The organism is Dokdonia sp. R86516, assembly GCF_044596715.1.
GTDB lineage: Bacteria > Bacteroidota > Bacteroidia > Flavobacteriales > Flavobacteriaceae > Dokdonia.
Genome location: NZ_CP138998.1, coordinates 3099008 through 3116335, shown reverse-complemented (window position 1 = coordinate 3116335; position 17328 = coordinate 3099008). Strand labels below are relative to the sequence as shown.

Annotated in this window: 16 protein-coding genes; 6 read left to right on the top strand and 10 right to left on the bottom strand. The window is 37.6% G+C overall.

Annotated features, from left to right (window positions below):
• Positions 1–274: 274 nt before the first annotated feature.
• The gene (locus tag SJY23_RS13940; protein WP_396596813.1) at positions 275–634 is read right to left on the bottom strand and encodes an endonuclease domain-containing protein; all 360 of its coding nucleotides are present in this window, start codon (positions 632–634) and stop codon (positions 275–277) included.
• A 538-nt stretch (positions 635–1172) separates the two neighbouring features.
• Between SJY23_RS13940 and SJY23_RS13935 the strand changes: the two genes are divergently transcribed.
• The 4 genes from SJY23_RS13935 to SJY23_RS13920 all read left to right on the top strand — a co-directional run bounded on the left by SJY23_RS13935 (position 1173) and on the right by SJY23_RS13920 (position 4440).
• Positions 1173–1307, top strand: coding sequence for a hypothetical protein (locus SJY23_RS13935; protein WP_262485442.1), 135 nt, complete (start codon positions 1173–1175; stop codon positions 1305–1307).
• 9 nt (positions 1308–1316) lie between these two features.
• Positions 1317–2555, top strand: a complete 1239-nt coding sequence (locus SJY23_RS13930) for an oligosaccharide flippase family protein (protein ID WP_298351105.1) — start codon at positions 1317–1319, stop codon at positions 2553–2555.
• Positions 2556–2897: 342 nt separating this feature from the next.
• Positions 2898–3197 (top strand): hypothetical protein, encoded by a 300-nt coding sequence (locus SJY23_RS13925; protein WP_396596812.1) that lies wholly within the window; start codon positions 2898–2900, stop codon positions 3195–3197.
• Between the two features lie 40 nt (positions 3198–3237).
• Positions 3238–4440, top strand: a complete 1203-nt coding sequence (locus tag SJY23_RS13920; RefSeq protein WP_396596811.1) for a glycosyltransferase — start codon at positions 3238–3240, stop codon at positions 4438–4440.
• Here the strand turns inward: SJY23_RS13920 and SJY23_RS13915 are convergent, their stop codons facing one another.
• Genes SJY23_RS13915 through SJY23_RS13905 form a run of 3 tightly spaced genes read right to left on the bottom strand, consistent with a single transcriptional unit; the run spans position 4441 to position 10279 of the window.
• Positions 4441–5955, bottom strand: coding sequence for a glycoside hydrolase family 2 TIM barrel-domain containing protein (locus SJY23_RS13915; protein WP_396596810.1), 1515 nt, complete (start codon positions 5953–5955; stop codon positions 4441–4443).
• Positions 5952–7151, bottom strand: coding sequence for a hypothetical protein (locus tag SJY23_RS13910; RefSeq protein ID WP_396596809.1), 1200 nt, complete (start codon positions 7149–7151; stop codon positions 5952–5954). The genes SJY23_RS13915 and SJY23_RS13910 overlap by 4 nt, the downstream gene beginning before the upstream one ends.
• A 38-nt stretch (positions 7152–7189) precedes the next feature.
• Entirely contained in the window at positions 7190–10279 is a 3090-nt protein-coding gene (locus tag SJY23_RS13905; RefSeq protein ID WP_396596808.1) for a hypothetical protein, read from the bottom strand.
• Positions 10280–10466: 187 nt separating this feature from the next.
• Between SJY23_RS13905 and SJY23_RS13900 the strand changes: the two genes are divergently transcribed.
• Both SJY23_RS13900 and SJY23_RS13895 read left to right on the top strand, forming a co-directional pair.
• Entirely contained in the window at positions 10467–11276 is an 810-nt protein-coding gene (locus SJY23_RS13900) for a dolichyl-phosphate beta-glucosyltransferase (RefSeq protein ID WP_035336596.1), read from the top strand.
• A 57-nt stretch (positions 11277–11333) separates the two neighbouring features.
• Positions 11334–12302: a type I phosphomannose isomerase catalytic subunit gene (locus SJY23_RS13895; protein ID WP_396596807.1), complete on the top strand. Its 969-nt coding sequence runs from the start codon at positions 11334–11336 to the stop codon at positions 12300–12302.
• Positions 12303–12640: 338 nt separating this feature from the next.
• Here SJY23_RS13895 and SJY23_RS13890 read toward each other — a convergent pair whose 3' ends face one another.
• The 6 genes from SJY23_RS13890 to SJY23_RS13865 form a co-directional block, all read right to left on the bottom strand.
• Positions 12641–13276 carry a hypothetical protein gene (locus tag SJY23_RS13890; protein WP_396596806.1) on the bottom strand — a complete coding sequence of 212 codons (636 nt, stop codon included), beginning with the start codon at positions 13274–13276 and terminating at the stop codon, positions 12641–12643.
• On the bottom strand, positions 13266–14264 hold the full coding sequence (locus tag SJY23_RS13885) for a YHYH protein (protein WP_396596805.1): 999 nt from the start codon (positions 14262–14264) through the stop codon (positions 13266–13268). The genes SJY23_RS13890 and SJY23_RS13885 overlap by 11 nt, the downstream gene beginning before the upstream one ends.
• A 122-nt stretch (positions 14265–14386) precedes the next feature.
• Entirely contained in the window at positions 14387–14674 is a 288-nt protein-coding gene (locus SJY23_RS13880) for an EF-hand domain-containing protein (RefSeq protein ID WP_298327654.1), read from the bottom strand.
• A 317-nt stretch (positions 14675–14991) separates the two neighbouring features.
• Positions 14992–15684, bottom strand: a complete 693-nt coding sequence (locus SJY23_RS13875) for an SCO family protein (RefSeq protein WP_396596804.1) — start codon at positions 15682–15684, stop codon at positions 14992–14994.
• Positions 15662–16273, bottom strand: coding sequence for a toxin-antitoxin system YwqK family antitoxin (locus SJY23_RS13870; RefSeq protein WP_396596803.1), 612 nt, complete (start codon positions 16271–16273; stop codon positions 15662–15664). Before SJY23_RS13870 ends, SJY23_RS13875 begins: the two co-directional genes overlap by 23 nt.
• Positions 16274–16276: 3 nt before the next feature.
• Positions 16277–17047, bottom strand: a complete 771-nt coding sequence (locus SJY23_RS13865; RefSeq protein ID WP_396596802.1) for a YHYH protein — start codon at positions 17045–17047, stop codon at positions 16277–16279.
• Between the last annotated feature and the right edge of the window lie 281 nt (positions 17048–17328).

Sequence of the window (17328 nt, the reverse complement as noted above, 5' to 3'; positions counted from 1 at the left end):
TTAGTTGCCAACATCTCCCGAAATGTGCCTTCCTCTCAGTCATACTTCACTCGTCGGAGGCAGGTTCAAAGAGGGCTTCAAATTGTGTACTCCTCCTCTTTGAAGAGGAGGCTGGGTGGAGATGTTTTTGCGTTTGAGTAAGAAGATTGCTGGCAACATCTCCCCAACCCCTCTTCGAAGAGGGGCTTTCATCTTTGTGTACTCCTCCTCTTCGAAGAGGAGGCCGGGAGGAGATGTTTTTGGGTTTGAGTGAGAAAAGCAACAACTAAGCAAACTACAATGACTCTAGAATTTTGTCTTCTATTGCTGTAAGCACGGCATCTATTTCTTCAAAAACCTCTTCATTTTTAAATCTCAAAAAATGCACACCTTTTTCTTCTAGACGACCTTGACGGATTCCGTCTTGCATAACTTGATTGTCGTGTATGTTACCATCAATTTCGATAGCCAGCCCAATCTCGTGACAATAAAAGTCTACTATATAGTCAATAAGAGGAACTTGCCTATGAAATTCTACACCCAAAGATTTACGACGAATTTTATCCCAAAGAGCTAACTCTGCAAGTGTCATATTTTTTCTAAGCTCTTGAGCACGCACTTTCAAATCTCTTCGATATGGAATTAATCTCTGCAATATTTTTTATATAAATATAAGTAAATCAATGTAGTATAATTTTAATTGCGACAGACATCTCCCCAAGTATGCCTTCCTCTCGCTCATACTTCACTCGTCGGAGGCAAGTTCAAAGAGGGGGCTTTATTTTTTTACTCCTCCTCTTCGAAGAGGAGGCTGGGAGGAGATGTTTTGAGTTTGAGTGAGAAGTTAGTAGCCAACATCTCCCCAACCCCTCTTCGAATAGGGGCTTTTATCTTTGTGTACTCCTCCTCTTTGAAGAGGAGGTCGGGAGGAGATGTTTGAGAGTACGAGTAAGAAGTTTATAAAGTTTGGGAGAAAATGCTTCACATCTTAGTAAGAACTACACCCCAGAACCCCAAAACCCACTCCTTATATAGTATCACATTAAACTTTCGCAAAAGCGATACATCCACAAAATATGCTTTAAAGATAAAACACGACCACTCGTCTACAGTAAAATTCTACTCATCGAAATTTCAACCGAAAGCCTCTTAATTGCTCGCATCTTTGTACCAGAAACAAACAACAAACTATTATGGGACTTACAGTAATAAATAACTCAAACACATTAAGAGTAGTACACAACGCTAGAAATACACAAGCTAGTAACACATTAAGTGTAGTACACAGAAAGGTAGATAAGCCGGTTATCCAGTTAATGACTTATTAATCATTAGTTATGATCGCTATACAACACAAAATCAAAAAGATACTCTCTCCCGAGCAAATATTTATGCTCAGCGCCTTTGTGGTAAACGGAGGAAACTACCTCTATAATTTAGGACTGGGTAGAGTATTAGGCCCTGGCGCCTTTGCAGATGCTGCTATACTTATCACCTTGCTACTTGTACTATCATTTGTTGCAATGACTTTTCAGCTAGCAGTTGCAAAGTTTACAACGGAGTTTGACAAGTCAAAACAAGAAGCATTTGTACAAAGAGCTTATAAACAAGCTACCACCTTTGGAATCATATTAGGTGCGGCAATTGTAGTTTTTGCAGGATCGCTGCAAACACTTTTTCAAACAGAATCTTCTGTAATGTTTACCATTTTTGGAATAGCAGTCCCACTTTATTTCATAATGAGCGTAAACAGAGGAAACCTTCAAGGACGTAAATCTTTTATAGCATTATCTATCACGTACCAATTAGAAATGGTATGCAGACTCGCGCTTACATTTGCATTATTACTTTTCTTCAATATAGAATCATCTGTCGCGGTAGCTACAGCAATCGCAATCTCTTTTATAGCAGGTGTATTTCCATTTAAAAAGTTAACGTCTAAAAAGGCAGTGCAATCTGCCCTTACCTCAAAAGAGAGCAAGGCAGTTATGAACTTCTTTGTACTTACTGCGTGCTATGAGCTTACCCAGATCATTTGTAACAACAGTGATATACTCTTAGTAAAACACTATTTTCCATCTTATGATGCAGGATTATATGCATCTCTAGCCCTTATAGGTCGCGTAGTCTACTTTGTAACTTGGATGTTTGTGATGTTACTATTACCTACGGTAGTATCTATGCGCAAGGAAGGTAAGAACTCTGTACCTGTACTTATGAAGTATGTAGGGTACATCACAGCCCTTGCTAGTGGTATCGTGTTATTTACATTTCTGTTTCCATCATTTGCAGTACAAATATTATTTGGAGAACAGTATATGTCTATTGCTCCATTATTAGGTTGGTATGCACTTGCAACATCTTTTTTTGCCCTATCAAACATTTTTGCCTACTACTATCTATCCTTAGATCATTACAAACCTATTGTAATTGCTGCCATTTTTGGAGTGTTACAAATAGTGTTAATCATATTATTCCACGATTCATTGTTTGAAGTTGTTTTAGCCCAAGTAGTTGCAATGGGAAGTTTACTCATTGCTCAATTACTTTATTTCTGGAAGATGCAAGTAAAGTAACAGTTTCCCCAAATTGTAGTTGCCCTCTTACATAAGCATTTGCTTTTGTGAGAGGGTTTTTGTTTTGACTAACCCAAGCCTATTATGGAAGGTTATAAGATTCTGTTATATACTCCTTATCTATATCAAATCTCTATCTGGTGATATCTAATCTTAGTAGCTGCATTATAGTGACTTAGCCTATGTGAGCTGTAATTGTAAGAAAGTGCAAAATCGTTTATCGAAGGTCAAATACCATTCGTCTATACTTACGGTCGAGTAAACGTTTTTCGTCCGCTTTCGCGAAAACAAAGCCCCATATTTGTACTATCAAAAAAACATAACTACTTAAAAACAAATATTATGGCACTAGAAATAAACAACATTTACGGAGTAACTTGTATCAAAGGAAAAGTATCAAACACACACGTACAAGAAGTAAAAGGATACTTTAAAGCACTATTATCTGTAGAAGATAACGTCATCATAAATTTATGTGAGGTTAAAAAAGGAGCAAAGAAACTAGTAAGAGTTTTAGAAAGCTTACAAGCCGAAATCTCAGAAGAAAAATCACTTAAGTTTTTCAGCTATCCAGAGCCAGCAGTTGCCGAATTATATGCGCAAATTAATAATCAGGCCAACTATTACCAGGCAGCAGCATAAGACTACACAAATTACTATAACAACATCAAATCTATATATTATGAAACTAGCAATCGTAACGGCCTATCCACCGAGCAAAGTAACTTTAAACGAATATGCATACCACTTAGTAAAGCACTTTCGTCAAAACCAAGAGGTAACAGAACTGGTACTTCTTACAGATGTAACTCCAGACCAAGCAGATATCACTTTTGAAGAAGATGGATGTGCAATCACCGTAAAGCAATGTTGGAAATTCAACAGCTTAAAAAATGTATTCTCTATCGCAAAAGCCGTAAGAGCAACACAACCAGATGCAGTACTTTATAACCTACAGTTTATGAAGTTTGGAGATAAGAAGGTAGCTGCAGCGCTAGGATTGTTTTCTCCTTGGGTATCAAAAATGATGGGAGTAAAAACAACGGTATTACTTCACAATATAATGGAAACTGTAGATCTTGATAGTGCAGGTTTTACAAGTAATAAATTAAAAATAAAGGCATATAACTTCATAGGCGAGATGCTTACTCGTGTGGTACTTAAAGCAGATACTGTGGCGCTTACCATTAGTAAATATGTAGACATACTAGAAGAGAAGTATAACGCAAAAAATTGTGTACTGATCCCTCACGGTACCTTTGAGATTCCAGAAGAGCCATCTTATGATGTAGCACCAGGTCCTTTAAAAATAATGACCTTCGGAAAATTTGGAACCTACAAGAAAGTAGAGATACTTATAGAAGCTGTTCAAATCGTAAGAGAGCAAACTGGTCGTGATCTTGAGATCGTAATTGCTGGTACAGATAGTCCTAACACGCCAGGATACCTAGCAGAAGTTCAAGAAGTATATAAAAACGTTCCTAATCTTACATTTACAGGTTATGTAGAGGAAGAAGATGTACCTGTAATCTTTTCTGAAAGTGCGATGGTAGTTTTTCCATACACATCTACTACGGGAAGCTCAGGAGTATTACACCAAGCTGGAAGTTATGGTAAGGCAGTAGTAATGCCAGACTTAGGAGATCTAGGTATTCTTGTAAAAGAAGAAGGATACAGAGGTGAGTTTTTTAACCCAGAGAGTTTGCATAGTCTAGCTACAGGAATCCAAAACCTGGTAACAAACGAAGCTTACAGAACAGAAATAGCAAAAGCAAATTATCAAGCAGCAACAGCATTACCTATGAGCCGTATTGCTCAAATGTATATAGATGTTTTTAATGGCACATCAAGAAGAACAAAAAACACCACATTAATGGCAGCATAATTACCGGTTCTTAATGATCAAATAGGCATCGTCTTTCACCCCAAGTGTATTAACAATTCCAAAAAAAGCCTGTTTGTTCTTTCGCCACGGTAATCTACCAGCCACTTCACTCGGTATATCCCTAAAATCATAAAGTGTCCAAGAGAGATAGTGTATACTATCTCTTTTCTGGGTTCTATAAAACTCAGTATAATAAGCCGCTTGATCTTCTTCGGTAGCTCCAAAAGGGTTCCATAAGCCCTTGTATGCTGCTAGACCAAATTCTTGTAAAACCACAGGCTTACTAGTTACATCTGTAATTGATTTGTGAGCAGCAGCTAGATCTTTGAGGTATTTGTAATAATGATAAGAGACAAGGTCTACTTTATTTTCTAGATGTAATGCGGCCTCTGGCGAAGACCAGCCTATGGTTACTGGATGCTCGTTGTCTAAGGTTTTTAGGTAATCTATAGTTTGACTTAGCCAAGATAAAACTTCACGTTGCCCGCGACTTTCAAAATCTAGATTAGGCTCATTTTTTATATCCCATCCTAATAAAGCAGGATGGTCTTTTATATGTGTCACGATACTATATAGATGAGCATTTGTAATAGTCCAGTCTTGTATGCGATAATCTCCATAAAAGTCAAAAAGGGTAACGACAACCTTAAGATTTGCTGCTTGGGCTTCATCTAGAAGTGATGTGAGTTTCTCAAGCTTTTCTCGTGGAACACGCGCTTTGTCAAAATCTTCAAACCCCACAAAGACTCTTATAGAATTAAGCTTAAGATCATTAATAATTTTAAAATCTGCATTAAGAGTATCTTTACTAAACGTAGCACCAAAGGTATCCCAAGGGCTCCCTTGTGGGTAATAGTTAATTCCTTCTAACAATGCAAGATCAAGCGGGATTGTCTCTTTTTCACCATCATCTACAGGATGTGAGGCTACTTTTTCAAAATGTCGCACTCTCCAGAAGCCATCTTCCAGTAATAGTATGATTTTATAATCATCATTAAAAGAGCGCTCTACTAGAAATTGCTCATTTTTAAAAACACGTTCTATACCTGTGACATTGCGATCTGTAAGTACAACCAGTGTACCGTCTGCACTATAAAATTCTAGCGAGAGGTGATGGGTGAGGGTCGTACTTTCTATATATACGTTTGCCTCATTGTTTAAGGTGATTAAGTCCTCAACCTTTCCGCGGGCTTGCTCGGTAAAATGATCAAAAACTCCAGCATTTTCACCTGTGTAAAAAGCTCTATTTTTTACATACCAAGCGTCTAGATAATCTTCTTCTATGCTCGTAAGATTTGCTTCTTCCATAGGTCTACCAGGATTCTCAATAGACTCCCACGTCACCTGGGGTACATAGTGACGCTCTTTTGTTTCATCTAGGTGAAGCATCTTACTTCTGTCTGCACCCGTGTTTAAAAAAGCAATCACTTGACTGATACCATAGAGGATACCTGCATTTATGAGAATAAATCCAGCCAAAATTAAGATACGATATAGAGTTTTATTGGTTTTCAATCTGTAATTGTGATTTTGTATGTAGCCTCTAGTCCTAGGGTCTCAATGTTTACATTATATGTTCCTGCAGGATAGTCTTCTTCTTTAAGATAAAAGACGGCAGACCCATTTTTGGTTAAGCCCTTGTAGGTGTTATTATTTATAGTAATTTTAACGTCTATTCCATTTTGCACTAGCTGGCCTAGGTAGCTTGTAAGTGGGCCTACGGTTAGATTTCTTTCGGTGATTTGTGGTGCTGGGATGCTGTCTATGATAGCTGTAAACTCTTGAGTAATGGTTTTACTCTGCGCAATGCCTGTCGCTGCTGCTCGTACATTCCAAGTGGTAGGGAAGTGCGGGTGTAACGCTTTCGCGAAAGCGTACCCATTTATAGTACTCGCTGTAATCTGCCAGTGGGCACCTGTAGCATTTGTCATAAAAAAGGTAACGAGTGTCCCGTCTGTCATTACATTACCGTGTGCATCGCGTATTTGCGAACTATTAAATGTGATGATTTCATTACCATCTGCATAGTTGTGATTACTACTTGCGGTGATAGTAAAATCTTGGGCAACATCTGGAAATACATCTGCAACCAACTCCTTAGACGAAATATTTTCAATCGTACTTCCCGTACTTACTCGGCCGGTCTTAAGTGGAGCATAAATACGTTTCCACACAAAGCCAGATGTAACCTCGTGAGATGTAGTTGTAATTTTAGATTTAAACTGCGACTTGAGAGCCACCTCTGTATTATCTGGCAGCGTGTTATCTAGTGTATCTGTAGGGATACTCACTAGCATCGTGTAGTCACGGACATTTGCGACAATACTACGTGGCCCAAGATAAGTTTCTACAGTGCCTAGTTGAGTAGCATTGGGCAGTAGTCTAAAACTTCCTTCTTGCGTAACCTTATCATTAAGATATAGGCTATAATTTACCACACCACTACGTTTTGTAAAACTAGGAGGAATATAAAACTGTGGTGTATTATTAATAGCTTCGGGCTCTATAACAATCGTAGCATAGGTACTAGAGAGAATGAGATAAGCCTGTCCCGTGGCAATAGTAGTGTCACCCTTCGTGGTAATGTAGATTCCCTTTTCTGTAACTATAGTATCCTCTATGTTGTTTATAGATAGTGTTATAGGCGTAGATGTTACTTCAACGGGTTCTTCTTTACAACTAGACATACCGAAGCATATGAGTATACTCATATATAAAAGTAAATGCGATATGTGGGTGTGGCGCTTCATTATTTTGGATTACCTACATAGTTATTTGTGATGATGGTGATATATGTATACGGCATACCTGCTACAAGTATAAACGTACGGTTAGTTCCAGCATCATTGCGTTGAGGCACCACCTTATCAGAGATACTCTGGTTAGGTAGTCCATTTACAGAGGCCGTAGCTAGTCCAGATGCAACCTCTGTAGGTAATGCATCTGTATAAAGTACTTCAGAAAAAGGGCGTTTGCGTTGCTGGCGCACACTCTCATCTATATACCTGCTTTCTACCCATAACAACTCCTTGTCTTCATTATAGTAACCTATGAGTAGTTGTGGTATGGTCGCTTCTTCTATACTCGTATTAAAGAGAAAACCATTTAAGGTTGTGTCTTTTTGTGTGACATTAAAAAGGTCTGCAGCTTGGTAAAGATCTGTTGTTGCTACGTTTGCGCTTACTTGTACCTCAAAGTTTACTGGGATATCGGTAAGATCTACCTCTGTAAATGTATCTGGCTCGTAGGTAGTAGGCTTTTCTTCTAGCGCAGATGCCCAAGCAATACCCTCAAAGTTTATACGATATAGCGTTGTTTCCTTAGGCAGTAGTTTATGCTTTACTACATCTTTTGCATTAAATCTTGCCAGCTCCTCATTTTCTTCATTATACAAAGCTCCTGTCACAGAGATATCTGCAGGGATATTATCTACATTCTGTATTTCGCCTACAATAGCATAGGTTGTGTCTAGTTGTACTAGTCTCGCAGAGAGTACCTCTACAACGGGCTGTTTAAGTACATCTTCGTGAAAGGTTTGCTCTGAGGTGACGGCACGCTTACCGTGATTATAATACCTAGTACCACTTTGTATGAGTAATTGCTCTGGTGGGATGTCTGGATCTACCTTTTGAGGTATAATGTACCATTTGCTCTTCTTTTTAATGAGTTCTAACTCGTCTTGAGTTTGTATCTCCTTGAGGGGTGTAATCCAGGTGGCATCTACGACACCTTGAGCAGTGGTGTCTGTCTTAGGTGTTATATCTATGTGCAAGCTATCTAGCTTTGCATATGAACTTAACAGGCCATCTGAGACCGATATCTCAAGCATAAACTGTGAGAGTTTTTTATCACTCTCTGGATCAAGATAAGAGTGCGCACGCTCAAATTCTTTAAAATCTACAGCATCATAATAGGCCGTGACCACATTTCTTGCAGAGAGTTGTGTGGTGTTTTTTACATAAAATAGATATCCTGCATAGGTTATTATAATGAGTAAAACAATCGTCCATAAAATAGAAGCCCAATATAATAGGGAGGGTGCTCGCTTGTATTTTGCCGCAAATGCAAAATATAAGGGAAGCTCATTTTTTCTATTAAAAGATCGCGTCCACAAGGCACCTAGATGCAATAGTATTGCGAGTATTACTGTTGAGAATGGAATGATGCCCCACATAAGTTTTAAAACTAGCGGTGCATCTTCTCTAGGCAGCACACTAGGTAAGGGAGCAATACCTGCTTTTTCCCAAACCATAATACCGTTTTCTAGTAAGCTCAATCTGTGCCAGCCAGCAAAGTAGAGTAGTGGGTCATAAAATTTATCATTAGAAAACACATATTTTAAATGATACTTTTCTGGTACCGTAAGAAACTGCTGTAGCGAGCCTATTCCTTCTATACCTCTATATTTTGAGTTTTCGAGACGCTCTACCGCTCGTGTGGTAAGCTCTGGCAGCCTTCTAGCAGAGTGGTAATCTCCATCTACCGTGGTTGCCTTAGTTTGTGCAGAGAGCCACGCCATCTGGTCTCCAAAACCTAGTGGTAAGTATCGCCACTTATAATGCTCATCTTCATTTAAGAAGTTTACAATAGGCGTCATCTTAATTACATCTGGCTGGCTCGGTCTAAATTTTCCTAGGGTAATTGTAAAAATGGCAATAAAAATAAATAGTAGCGATAAAAATGCTCCAGATGCTCTATGCACCAGCGTTCCCCATTTTTCTTGCAAGTAATCCTTATAATCTCCCTCTACAAAGCGGTAACAAAATTCGCCAAAAACTGGCAGCGCCATTATAGATGCCCATAATGTAAAACGGTCTAGTGTAAGGATATTAAAGGCATTTTCTCCTAGCATTGCGAGCGGTATAGGTGTCGTACCACCAGTACCCAAAATAAAAAGTAATGTAAATGAGATGCCAAAAAATAGAAGGCGCTTGCTATAATATCTATAAAAGAAATAAGGAAGCAAGAACATTAAAAGTCCCCAAGGGATCACAAAAAACACAAGTCCAGAGGAGAGTACTTCAAGAAAGCTGTCACGAGACCCGTGCGGTATAGGCACCTGCGTGATGGGATTGTTTTTAGTATTTACCCAGTACGGCAAGATGCACGTGATGATAAGAAACAAGGAACATCCTCCAAATATGATGATGCGTCTTAGGTGGGTCCATACCGCTTTCGCGAAAGCGATAACAGTCACCTCTTTTGTACTATTAACCTTTTCTCTCGCAGCATCCATTACCACCATTCCTAACAGCGGGAATATGAAGAAAACCATACCAAAGATAGGAGTCACGTGATGTGAAGTAACCGTTACCGATAGCAATGCGAGTGCTTTAAAGAGGTGTCGTTTGCGCGCAGTTTTTACCCAGAGATATATCTCCGGTAGGCAATGCATTAATACAGAGATACCTATAATACTAGGAAGTTGCCCAAATATATGGAGCGTTTCTACAAAGGAAGAGCTAAATACGGCTAGCACCGCAGCATAACCAGCGACCTTTTTATTAGGTATAAGTACCATCGTAAAGCGATACACTCCAGTAATAAATAGTACGACTCCCGTGAGGGCGACGGTAAACATCCCAAATTTAAGACCACCTATATAAGAGAGTGCTCCTATAGTTTGATGCACTAGTGGTGGGTATCCCATTACTGTAAAGCCAGTATACCAGCTATAACTCCACGGCTCAAACCAGTTAGTCGCATAGTGATTTGCAAAAAACAGGTGTATAAGAGCGTCATAAGTGCGCTCTACAGTAAAAAACATAGCCGTCCCGTGGAAAATCATTCCGAGGAGTACGGCACTTACTAAGTATTTGTTAGTTCTAGACTGTTTCATTTGGGAGTGAAAAGATACCCTTTTTAATATTCTGATTCAAAGATAGTTCTTTCGATGAATGGTTCATCCTTCGACGAATGGTAACCGTCGATACAAAGAATCCAGCCATCGAAAATTCAAAAAAATAGCTGCAATCTGGAGGTATGTTTGTCTTGTAAAACAATAACAACACACATAAACACACATTATGAAAACTGGAATAATCATCCCTTGCTACAACGAAGAAAAGAGACTTAACACAGAAGCATTTGTAAAATTCATTAAAGAAAACCGCGATTACCACCTATGTTTTGTAAACGATGGAAGTAAAGATAAAACGCTAGAGGTTCTTTATAGTATGAAAGAACAAGCGCCTAATGCAATAAGCATTGTAGATGTAAAAAAGAACTCTGGTAAAGCAACCGCTGTAAGAGCAGGAGCTAGATTCTTATACAGTAAGTCTACTATCTCTACGATAGGATTTATGGATGCAGACCTTTCTACAGACTTCAGAGATTTTAAGGACCTCGTTAAAACTCTGAAGACTGAGGGAAAGCTCGTAGTTTTTGGTTCTAGAAACGCTTTAGGAAGCGGTGAGATAGAGCGTAACTTTATGAGAAATATGTTTTCAAAATTTGTGAAGCAGTTTATCTTATTAATCTTAGGATTACCTATAAGAGATACACAGTGTGGAGCAAAAGTATTTACAAGAAGCATCGTGCCTGTAGTATATGACAATGCTTTTACTAGCAGATGGTTGTTTGATGTTGAGATCTTCTTACGTCTTAAGAGCTACCTAGGAAAAGAAAATACAATGACGAATATCTTTGAGCAGCCACTTATGAGATGGGTACACGTAGATGATTCTAAGTTAGGAATGAAAGACGCTTTACAAATCCCAATGAATCTTACACAAATCTGGATGAACTATGCTTTTCAAAGCAATACAGCAGCCAGCGCAATCCCTACAGAATTTGCACTAGACACTATGTCTCAAGAATTTTCTATAGCAGCATAATAATTACTGTTTCCTAGTCCCCATAAAACATCATTTATCCACATCAAATCTACTATTATGAACATCTATCCTATAAAATTTGAGCCTATCCTTCAAGAAAAAATCTGGGGAGGATCTAAACTACAATCGGTACTTAATAAGAAATGTACTAGTGATACGACTGGTGAGAGCTGGGAAATATCTGGAGTAGAAGGAAATATATCACAGGTAGCAAACGGATTATACGAGGGAGAATCACTGGTTTCTCTTTTAGAAAACCACACCAGTGAGTTTGTAGGAGCTGCAAATTATGAACGATTTGGAAATGAGTTTCCGCTGCTTATAAAATTTCTAGATGCAAAGACAAATCTTTCTGTACAAGTACACCCAGATGATGAGATGGCAAAAAGAGATCATAACTCATACGGTAAAACCGAAATGTGGTATATCATGGACCATGAAGAAGAAGCAGAAATTATATTAGGTCTTAAAGATAAAAACGCAAATACAGAAATCTTACGTGATGTGACAGGAGATAATGTATATGACGTATTTAATAAAGAAAAAGTAACAAGAGGTGATGCATATTTTATTCCTGCAGGAAAGATACACGCCATAGGAGCAGGTGTACTGGCAGCAGAGATACAGCAAACCTCAGATATCACCTATAGAGTATATGACTGGGATCGCACAGATAAGGAAGGTCAAAAAAGAGATTTACACCTTGACCAGTCTGTTGCAGCTACTAAGGAGTTTACTGAAGAGTGTAAGAAAGAATGTAAAGTAAATAGTAATACCTCGTCAAATGTTGTTGCCTGTGATTACTTTACCACAAATGTGCTACGAGTAAATAAAACTTTTGAAAAATCTTATGCAAACCTTGACTCTTTTGTAATTCTTATGTGTGTTGAGGGTTGTGCCTCAGTAACCGTAAATAATAAGACAGAGATTGTATTTAAAGGTGAAACCATCTTACTTCCAGCAAATTCTAAAGAAGCTTTTTTCTTTGCAAAGGATGCTCAATTTCTAGAAGTATATATTGATTAATAAATTAAATCTGTACGCAAATTCCTTAGTAAATCTAGGATGTACGTTGTTGTTATTGTTACTTCTATTAGATTAAGCAATACTAAGGTTACGTATAGATTATATAATAAATCCTCATTGTCACTTGACGATGAGGGTTTTTTGCGTTATCATAATTTATTAGAAAGATCCTGAGTGATTATATGAATTAATAATACAGTTAATAGTTACGCTTTCGCGAAAGCGTACCATGATTATACAATAGTCTTATATACAGAAAGACAAAAGCCCCATACAACGTACGGGGCTCTAACCAAATAAACAAACCAATCAATCAATCATTCAATAATCATTTCTTTTTAAGGGTTAATAGTACTCTTTCTGCGCACTAGTGCAATAAATACTAGTCCAGCAATGAGTATGAAAACAAATGCCATGATAGGCGGAAATAAGCTAGCGCGATGTGCTGTTACTTCAGTAAAGTTTTTACCATCTACTCGCAGTGATAAGGTGTGATTATTATCATCATTAAGTACAAAGTGTTTCTTATTAAACCCTTCTTTGAGTAGGATTAATGCACTCTGGCTTTTGTGAATATCTACAAAAGCTGTGTTTTCTATAACTGCACTTTGTATAGTGGTAGGCACTCCAATCACTTTAAAAACTACCTTAGTTTCATGTCCTAATTGTACAATGCCGTTTAATAACAATACTTCTTTATTCTCGTCAAAACGTATATGCAAGTTGTTCTTAATATGAGTAAGAACCATTTCTTTAAACTCCTCTGGAGTGGTATAAGGCGTGTCTGAAAAATGCGTGTTTATCTCTTGCTGAAAAGCAGTGAGAGATGCACTCACTTGTAGCACCCATGTTTGATCTTCTTGCTGCACTAACATTGTAGTGGAAGCATCTGATTGATGTGCAAGTGCTTTAAAAGAAAAACACAATATGCATAGAACAATCAATAACGATTTCAGTTTTTTGCTAGTTTGCATAAGCTCCGTTTAAACAGTTGATAAAGTTATTTGCTCCAGCTGCATCTACATGGTAATGATATCCTCTCACATCATCCTCATGACCTCTACAAGCATCTAGGTCGCTAGGCTCGTTACCATCACTATTAAGTTGTGCATATAGCCCATGCCCATCAATTGCATAGCCTATCATTGCAGCATGTCCATCTTCTTGGGCTAGCTGGGTAGTAACTCCTGTAGCTGCATGATAGTGATAACCTGCGTTAAGATTGATGTGACCTCCAGCATCATCAAATGGTGCTAGTGTATATGCTCCTAGTATTGCATCTGTAGGTGCTGGTGCGTCAAAAACTACTCCATTAAAAGCTACACCTCGCTGTGATGGGCCGTTTCCTCCCATAGGACCTCCGCCACCAAAATTAATGGAGCTAGAAACTCGTTGAGGTGTTACAGGGATGAGGTACGTTCTAGTGAGGTCTGCCATATAAGAGGGTAAACATTCTACACAAAAATTCTCATATTCTTCTCCCACGTTTGGGTTTGCAGCGTTTGCACAGTCTTCTAGTGAGTCTGTGGTATAAATATCTCCGTTGTCATCATACATAAGCCATGTAGTGTCATTGTAAAAGGAAGCCATATTTTCAATAAATGCTCCATCTACATCATATACTTGACCATTTTCTAGCCAGATTCCTCCTGCCTCAGCATCATCTGCAATATTATCTGGACACCATGGACCCATGGTGTGATCTGCTGGTGTACTTGTAACAACAAGTTCGTAGCAATCTGTAGTTGTTCCGTTAGATAAAGTACAAGGAACCGTAGTAATAGTAACAGAATTGTCACTAGTATAAAAAAGTGATGCATCTACATCTATTACGACACCATCTGTATCTGTAGTTTCTCCTGTTTGAGTTGCATTATCGTCGTTTGAGCAAGAGTTGCATCCTATTAATATCATTGAGGATATAAATAATCCTATGAGTGGTAATTTTGAGAAGTATGACATATTTTTTTGATTTTATTGGTTGAGGTTTTTTTGAAGTTAGATGGGAGTGATGTTTGTTTTTAAAAGCTCTGTGATTACTCACAGAGCTTTTGGCTAATTAAAAACAATTCACTTTTTACATATTACTTTTTTTCTCTGCGTTGTGGTTTTGGTGCTTTTTTAAATTCTTTTTCAGAGATGAAACCATCTTCGTTTGTATCTACTTTATCAAAGTCATTTTTTAATGGACCTTTTATTTCAGATTTTGCAAGTTTGCCATCTTCATTCTTATCCATTTGCTCCAATAGTTCAGCATACGTAGGCGGCTTTTTTCTATCGTTTCCTCGTTGTGCCTGTGCCATTGAAACACTTGCAAATGCTACACAAAATATAGCCGTTATTACCGCCGTTTTAAATTTCATAGTTTTCATATTTCTAGTTTTATGTTACACTTATTTGACATCAAATGTAATAGGTAGTTTGATGTTTATGAGTCACTTTAAGTGAATGGGCGCTAGTTTTCTGTGAATGGCATTATCTAGCCTTTTTTTATAATTTGATACTGTGTAAATGCGCTTATTCTAGCCTATAATAGCTATTCATAAAGGTTTCTTTAATTTGTTGGATGCGTTGTTTTCTTAGATAAATAAGTTGAATTAACGCTAAAAAAAAGCTGGGTAATGTTTTGTCATTACCCAGCTTTCTATAAATGTTTTGTTGCTCTTTACAAAGAGCATGTTTTAGTAAGTTACTCGAGTTTTAACGTCTTTATATCAGTAATAAGTTGAGCAATAGATGATCTATTTAAACCATTATATATTCCTCTTATGTGCTTATTACTATCAATGAGGAGAAAATTTTCTGTGTGAAGGAAGTCGTCTATCGTTTTTTCTTCTCCTAAGTCATTTTCTACAAAATAGAAGTCTCTTCCTAGTGAGTATATATCCTTCTTATCTCCAGTAACGAGATGCCACTTATTATCTATAACACCATTGTCTTCGGCATACTTTTTTAATACATCGACAGTGTCTGAGGTAGGCATCACGGAGTGAGATAGCAATACTACGTTTGGGTCGTCTTTAAATGCTTCTTGCACCTTGAACATATTATCTGCCATTTGCGGGCAAATACCTGGACACACAGTAAAAAAGAAGTCTGTTACATAAATCTTATTATCAAATGTTTTTTGAGTAATAGTTTCCCCTAGCTGATTAGTCAGCGTAAAATCAGGAATTGTATGAAAGTCTTTTTCCTCTTGTGATCCTGGTACAATCCAGTTAGGTGTAAATGACTTCTCATTATAATAGGGTAGATACTCTGTTCTACTAGTTTCTACTACTTTGACGTTTTCCTTCTTTACTTCTTGATTACAACTAGTGATAGTGATAAGTACCAGAAGTACCAAGAGGCTCATTAGTTTATTTTGTGATAATAACTTCATCTTCTAATTTATAACAGGAGTTAGCTTTTCTCATTCCAAAAATTCGCCCATTACGAGCTTCATAATTCACGTATAATGTTCCGTTCTCAAGCCATGCTTTTTGCAAACCGCTTTCTTGTCCATTGTCTAAGTTCCTTTGCTTTGCAAGTACGCCAGTAGCATACCATTCTCTTTCAACACCTTCCTTCACTCCTTTAGTGTAATTAGATTGTGAAGCCAAAACTCCATTTTCCCACCAACTTTTATAAATACTATCTAGCCGATTGTTTTTATAGTAAGATTCAATACGTAGTGTACCATTTTTAGACCATTTTTGAGCTATTCCTTCTCGTTTACCTTGGATATATCCTATTTTCTCGGCAAGTGTATCGTTAGGATAAAACCTTAGTGAGTATCCAGAAAATAATTTGTTATTATAATACCAAGCACCTTCTAGCGGATTTAGAACCAGCTCTTTTTTTAACACCTCTATGTCGCTGATAGTTTTAGGTTTATCATAATGTATAGTAATATCCATTTCCTGTAACGAATTGTCATTACAAGAAATTAATAGGATGCTTAGTATGATAATAAATAATTTAATAAACATGATTTAGTATCCTTGGTAAGGTCCAACAAAAGCGATATATGAGCCCGTGTTAGAATATAATTCATTAATAATGTGATAATGATATTCCTCATCTCCTTGTGTAAATTGTGTGGTAGTCGTGTGTCCTCCAGATGCATCTAAATCTGTAGGATACGTTCCTGTAGCATCACATTTTCTACCATAAAGGAAAACACCGTCTAGCAATACACCTACAAGGTTATCATCGTCATTTGTAAATGCTTTTGGTTCTAGGTGATAGTGATATACACCAGGCCCTATGTGAGCTCCTGTCCAATCTAAACTTGCTGCAGCTTGATCTAGCGCACCGTTTCCTTCTTGATCATTAAATATTGATGCACCACTCACTGCAATACCAATAGTATTTAATTGAGTCATAACTGTGCTACCGGTTAGGTTAGGTGTACCATCTACAGTAATAGTTGTTGCATTATTATTACTAGTCATAATAGAAGGCGTCACGGCAACGTCTGGCTCTTCTCTATACAAGGAATTGCCTTCTCCCCAGTATACGGTCTCGTGGTTAGGTAAACCAGTAGTCTCAATCACTACGTTAGATCCATCAATGTAAATGGTAGTTGCTTCTGTGTCAAAGGCAGTATAAGCCTGGTGCAGCTCTGTAAGTGCAACTTCATCATCATTATTTGATGCTGTTGTTACATCTCCTTCATCACTACTACATGCAAGAATTGTGAGAGCAGTGGTTGCTACGATTACCGATAGCGGGACAATTTTGTTCATTAATTTCTTTTTCATCACAAATGGAGTTTTAGCTGTTATCATTAAATCTGAATCTTCGAAAAAATCATTACGTAAAATTCTTAAATTCAGTCTTTTGTTGAGTTAAATGTACGTCTTAAAGAGATTTCGATTTGCTATCATTCAGCGAACCAGCGTAAGTTTTAAGTGAATGACCGTAATTGATAGTTGAGTGCCGATTCTAAGCACTCAAATATGGCTTATATTGAGAAATGTTACTTGAGAATAGCTTTAATTTGCGGTATGAAAAGAGCGTCTTACATTCTAATACAGATTAT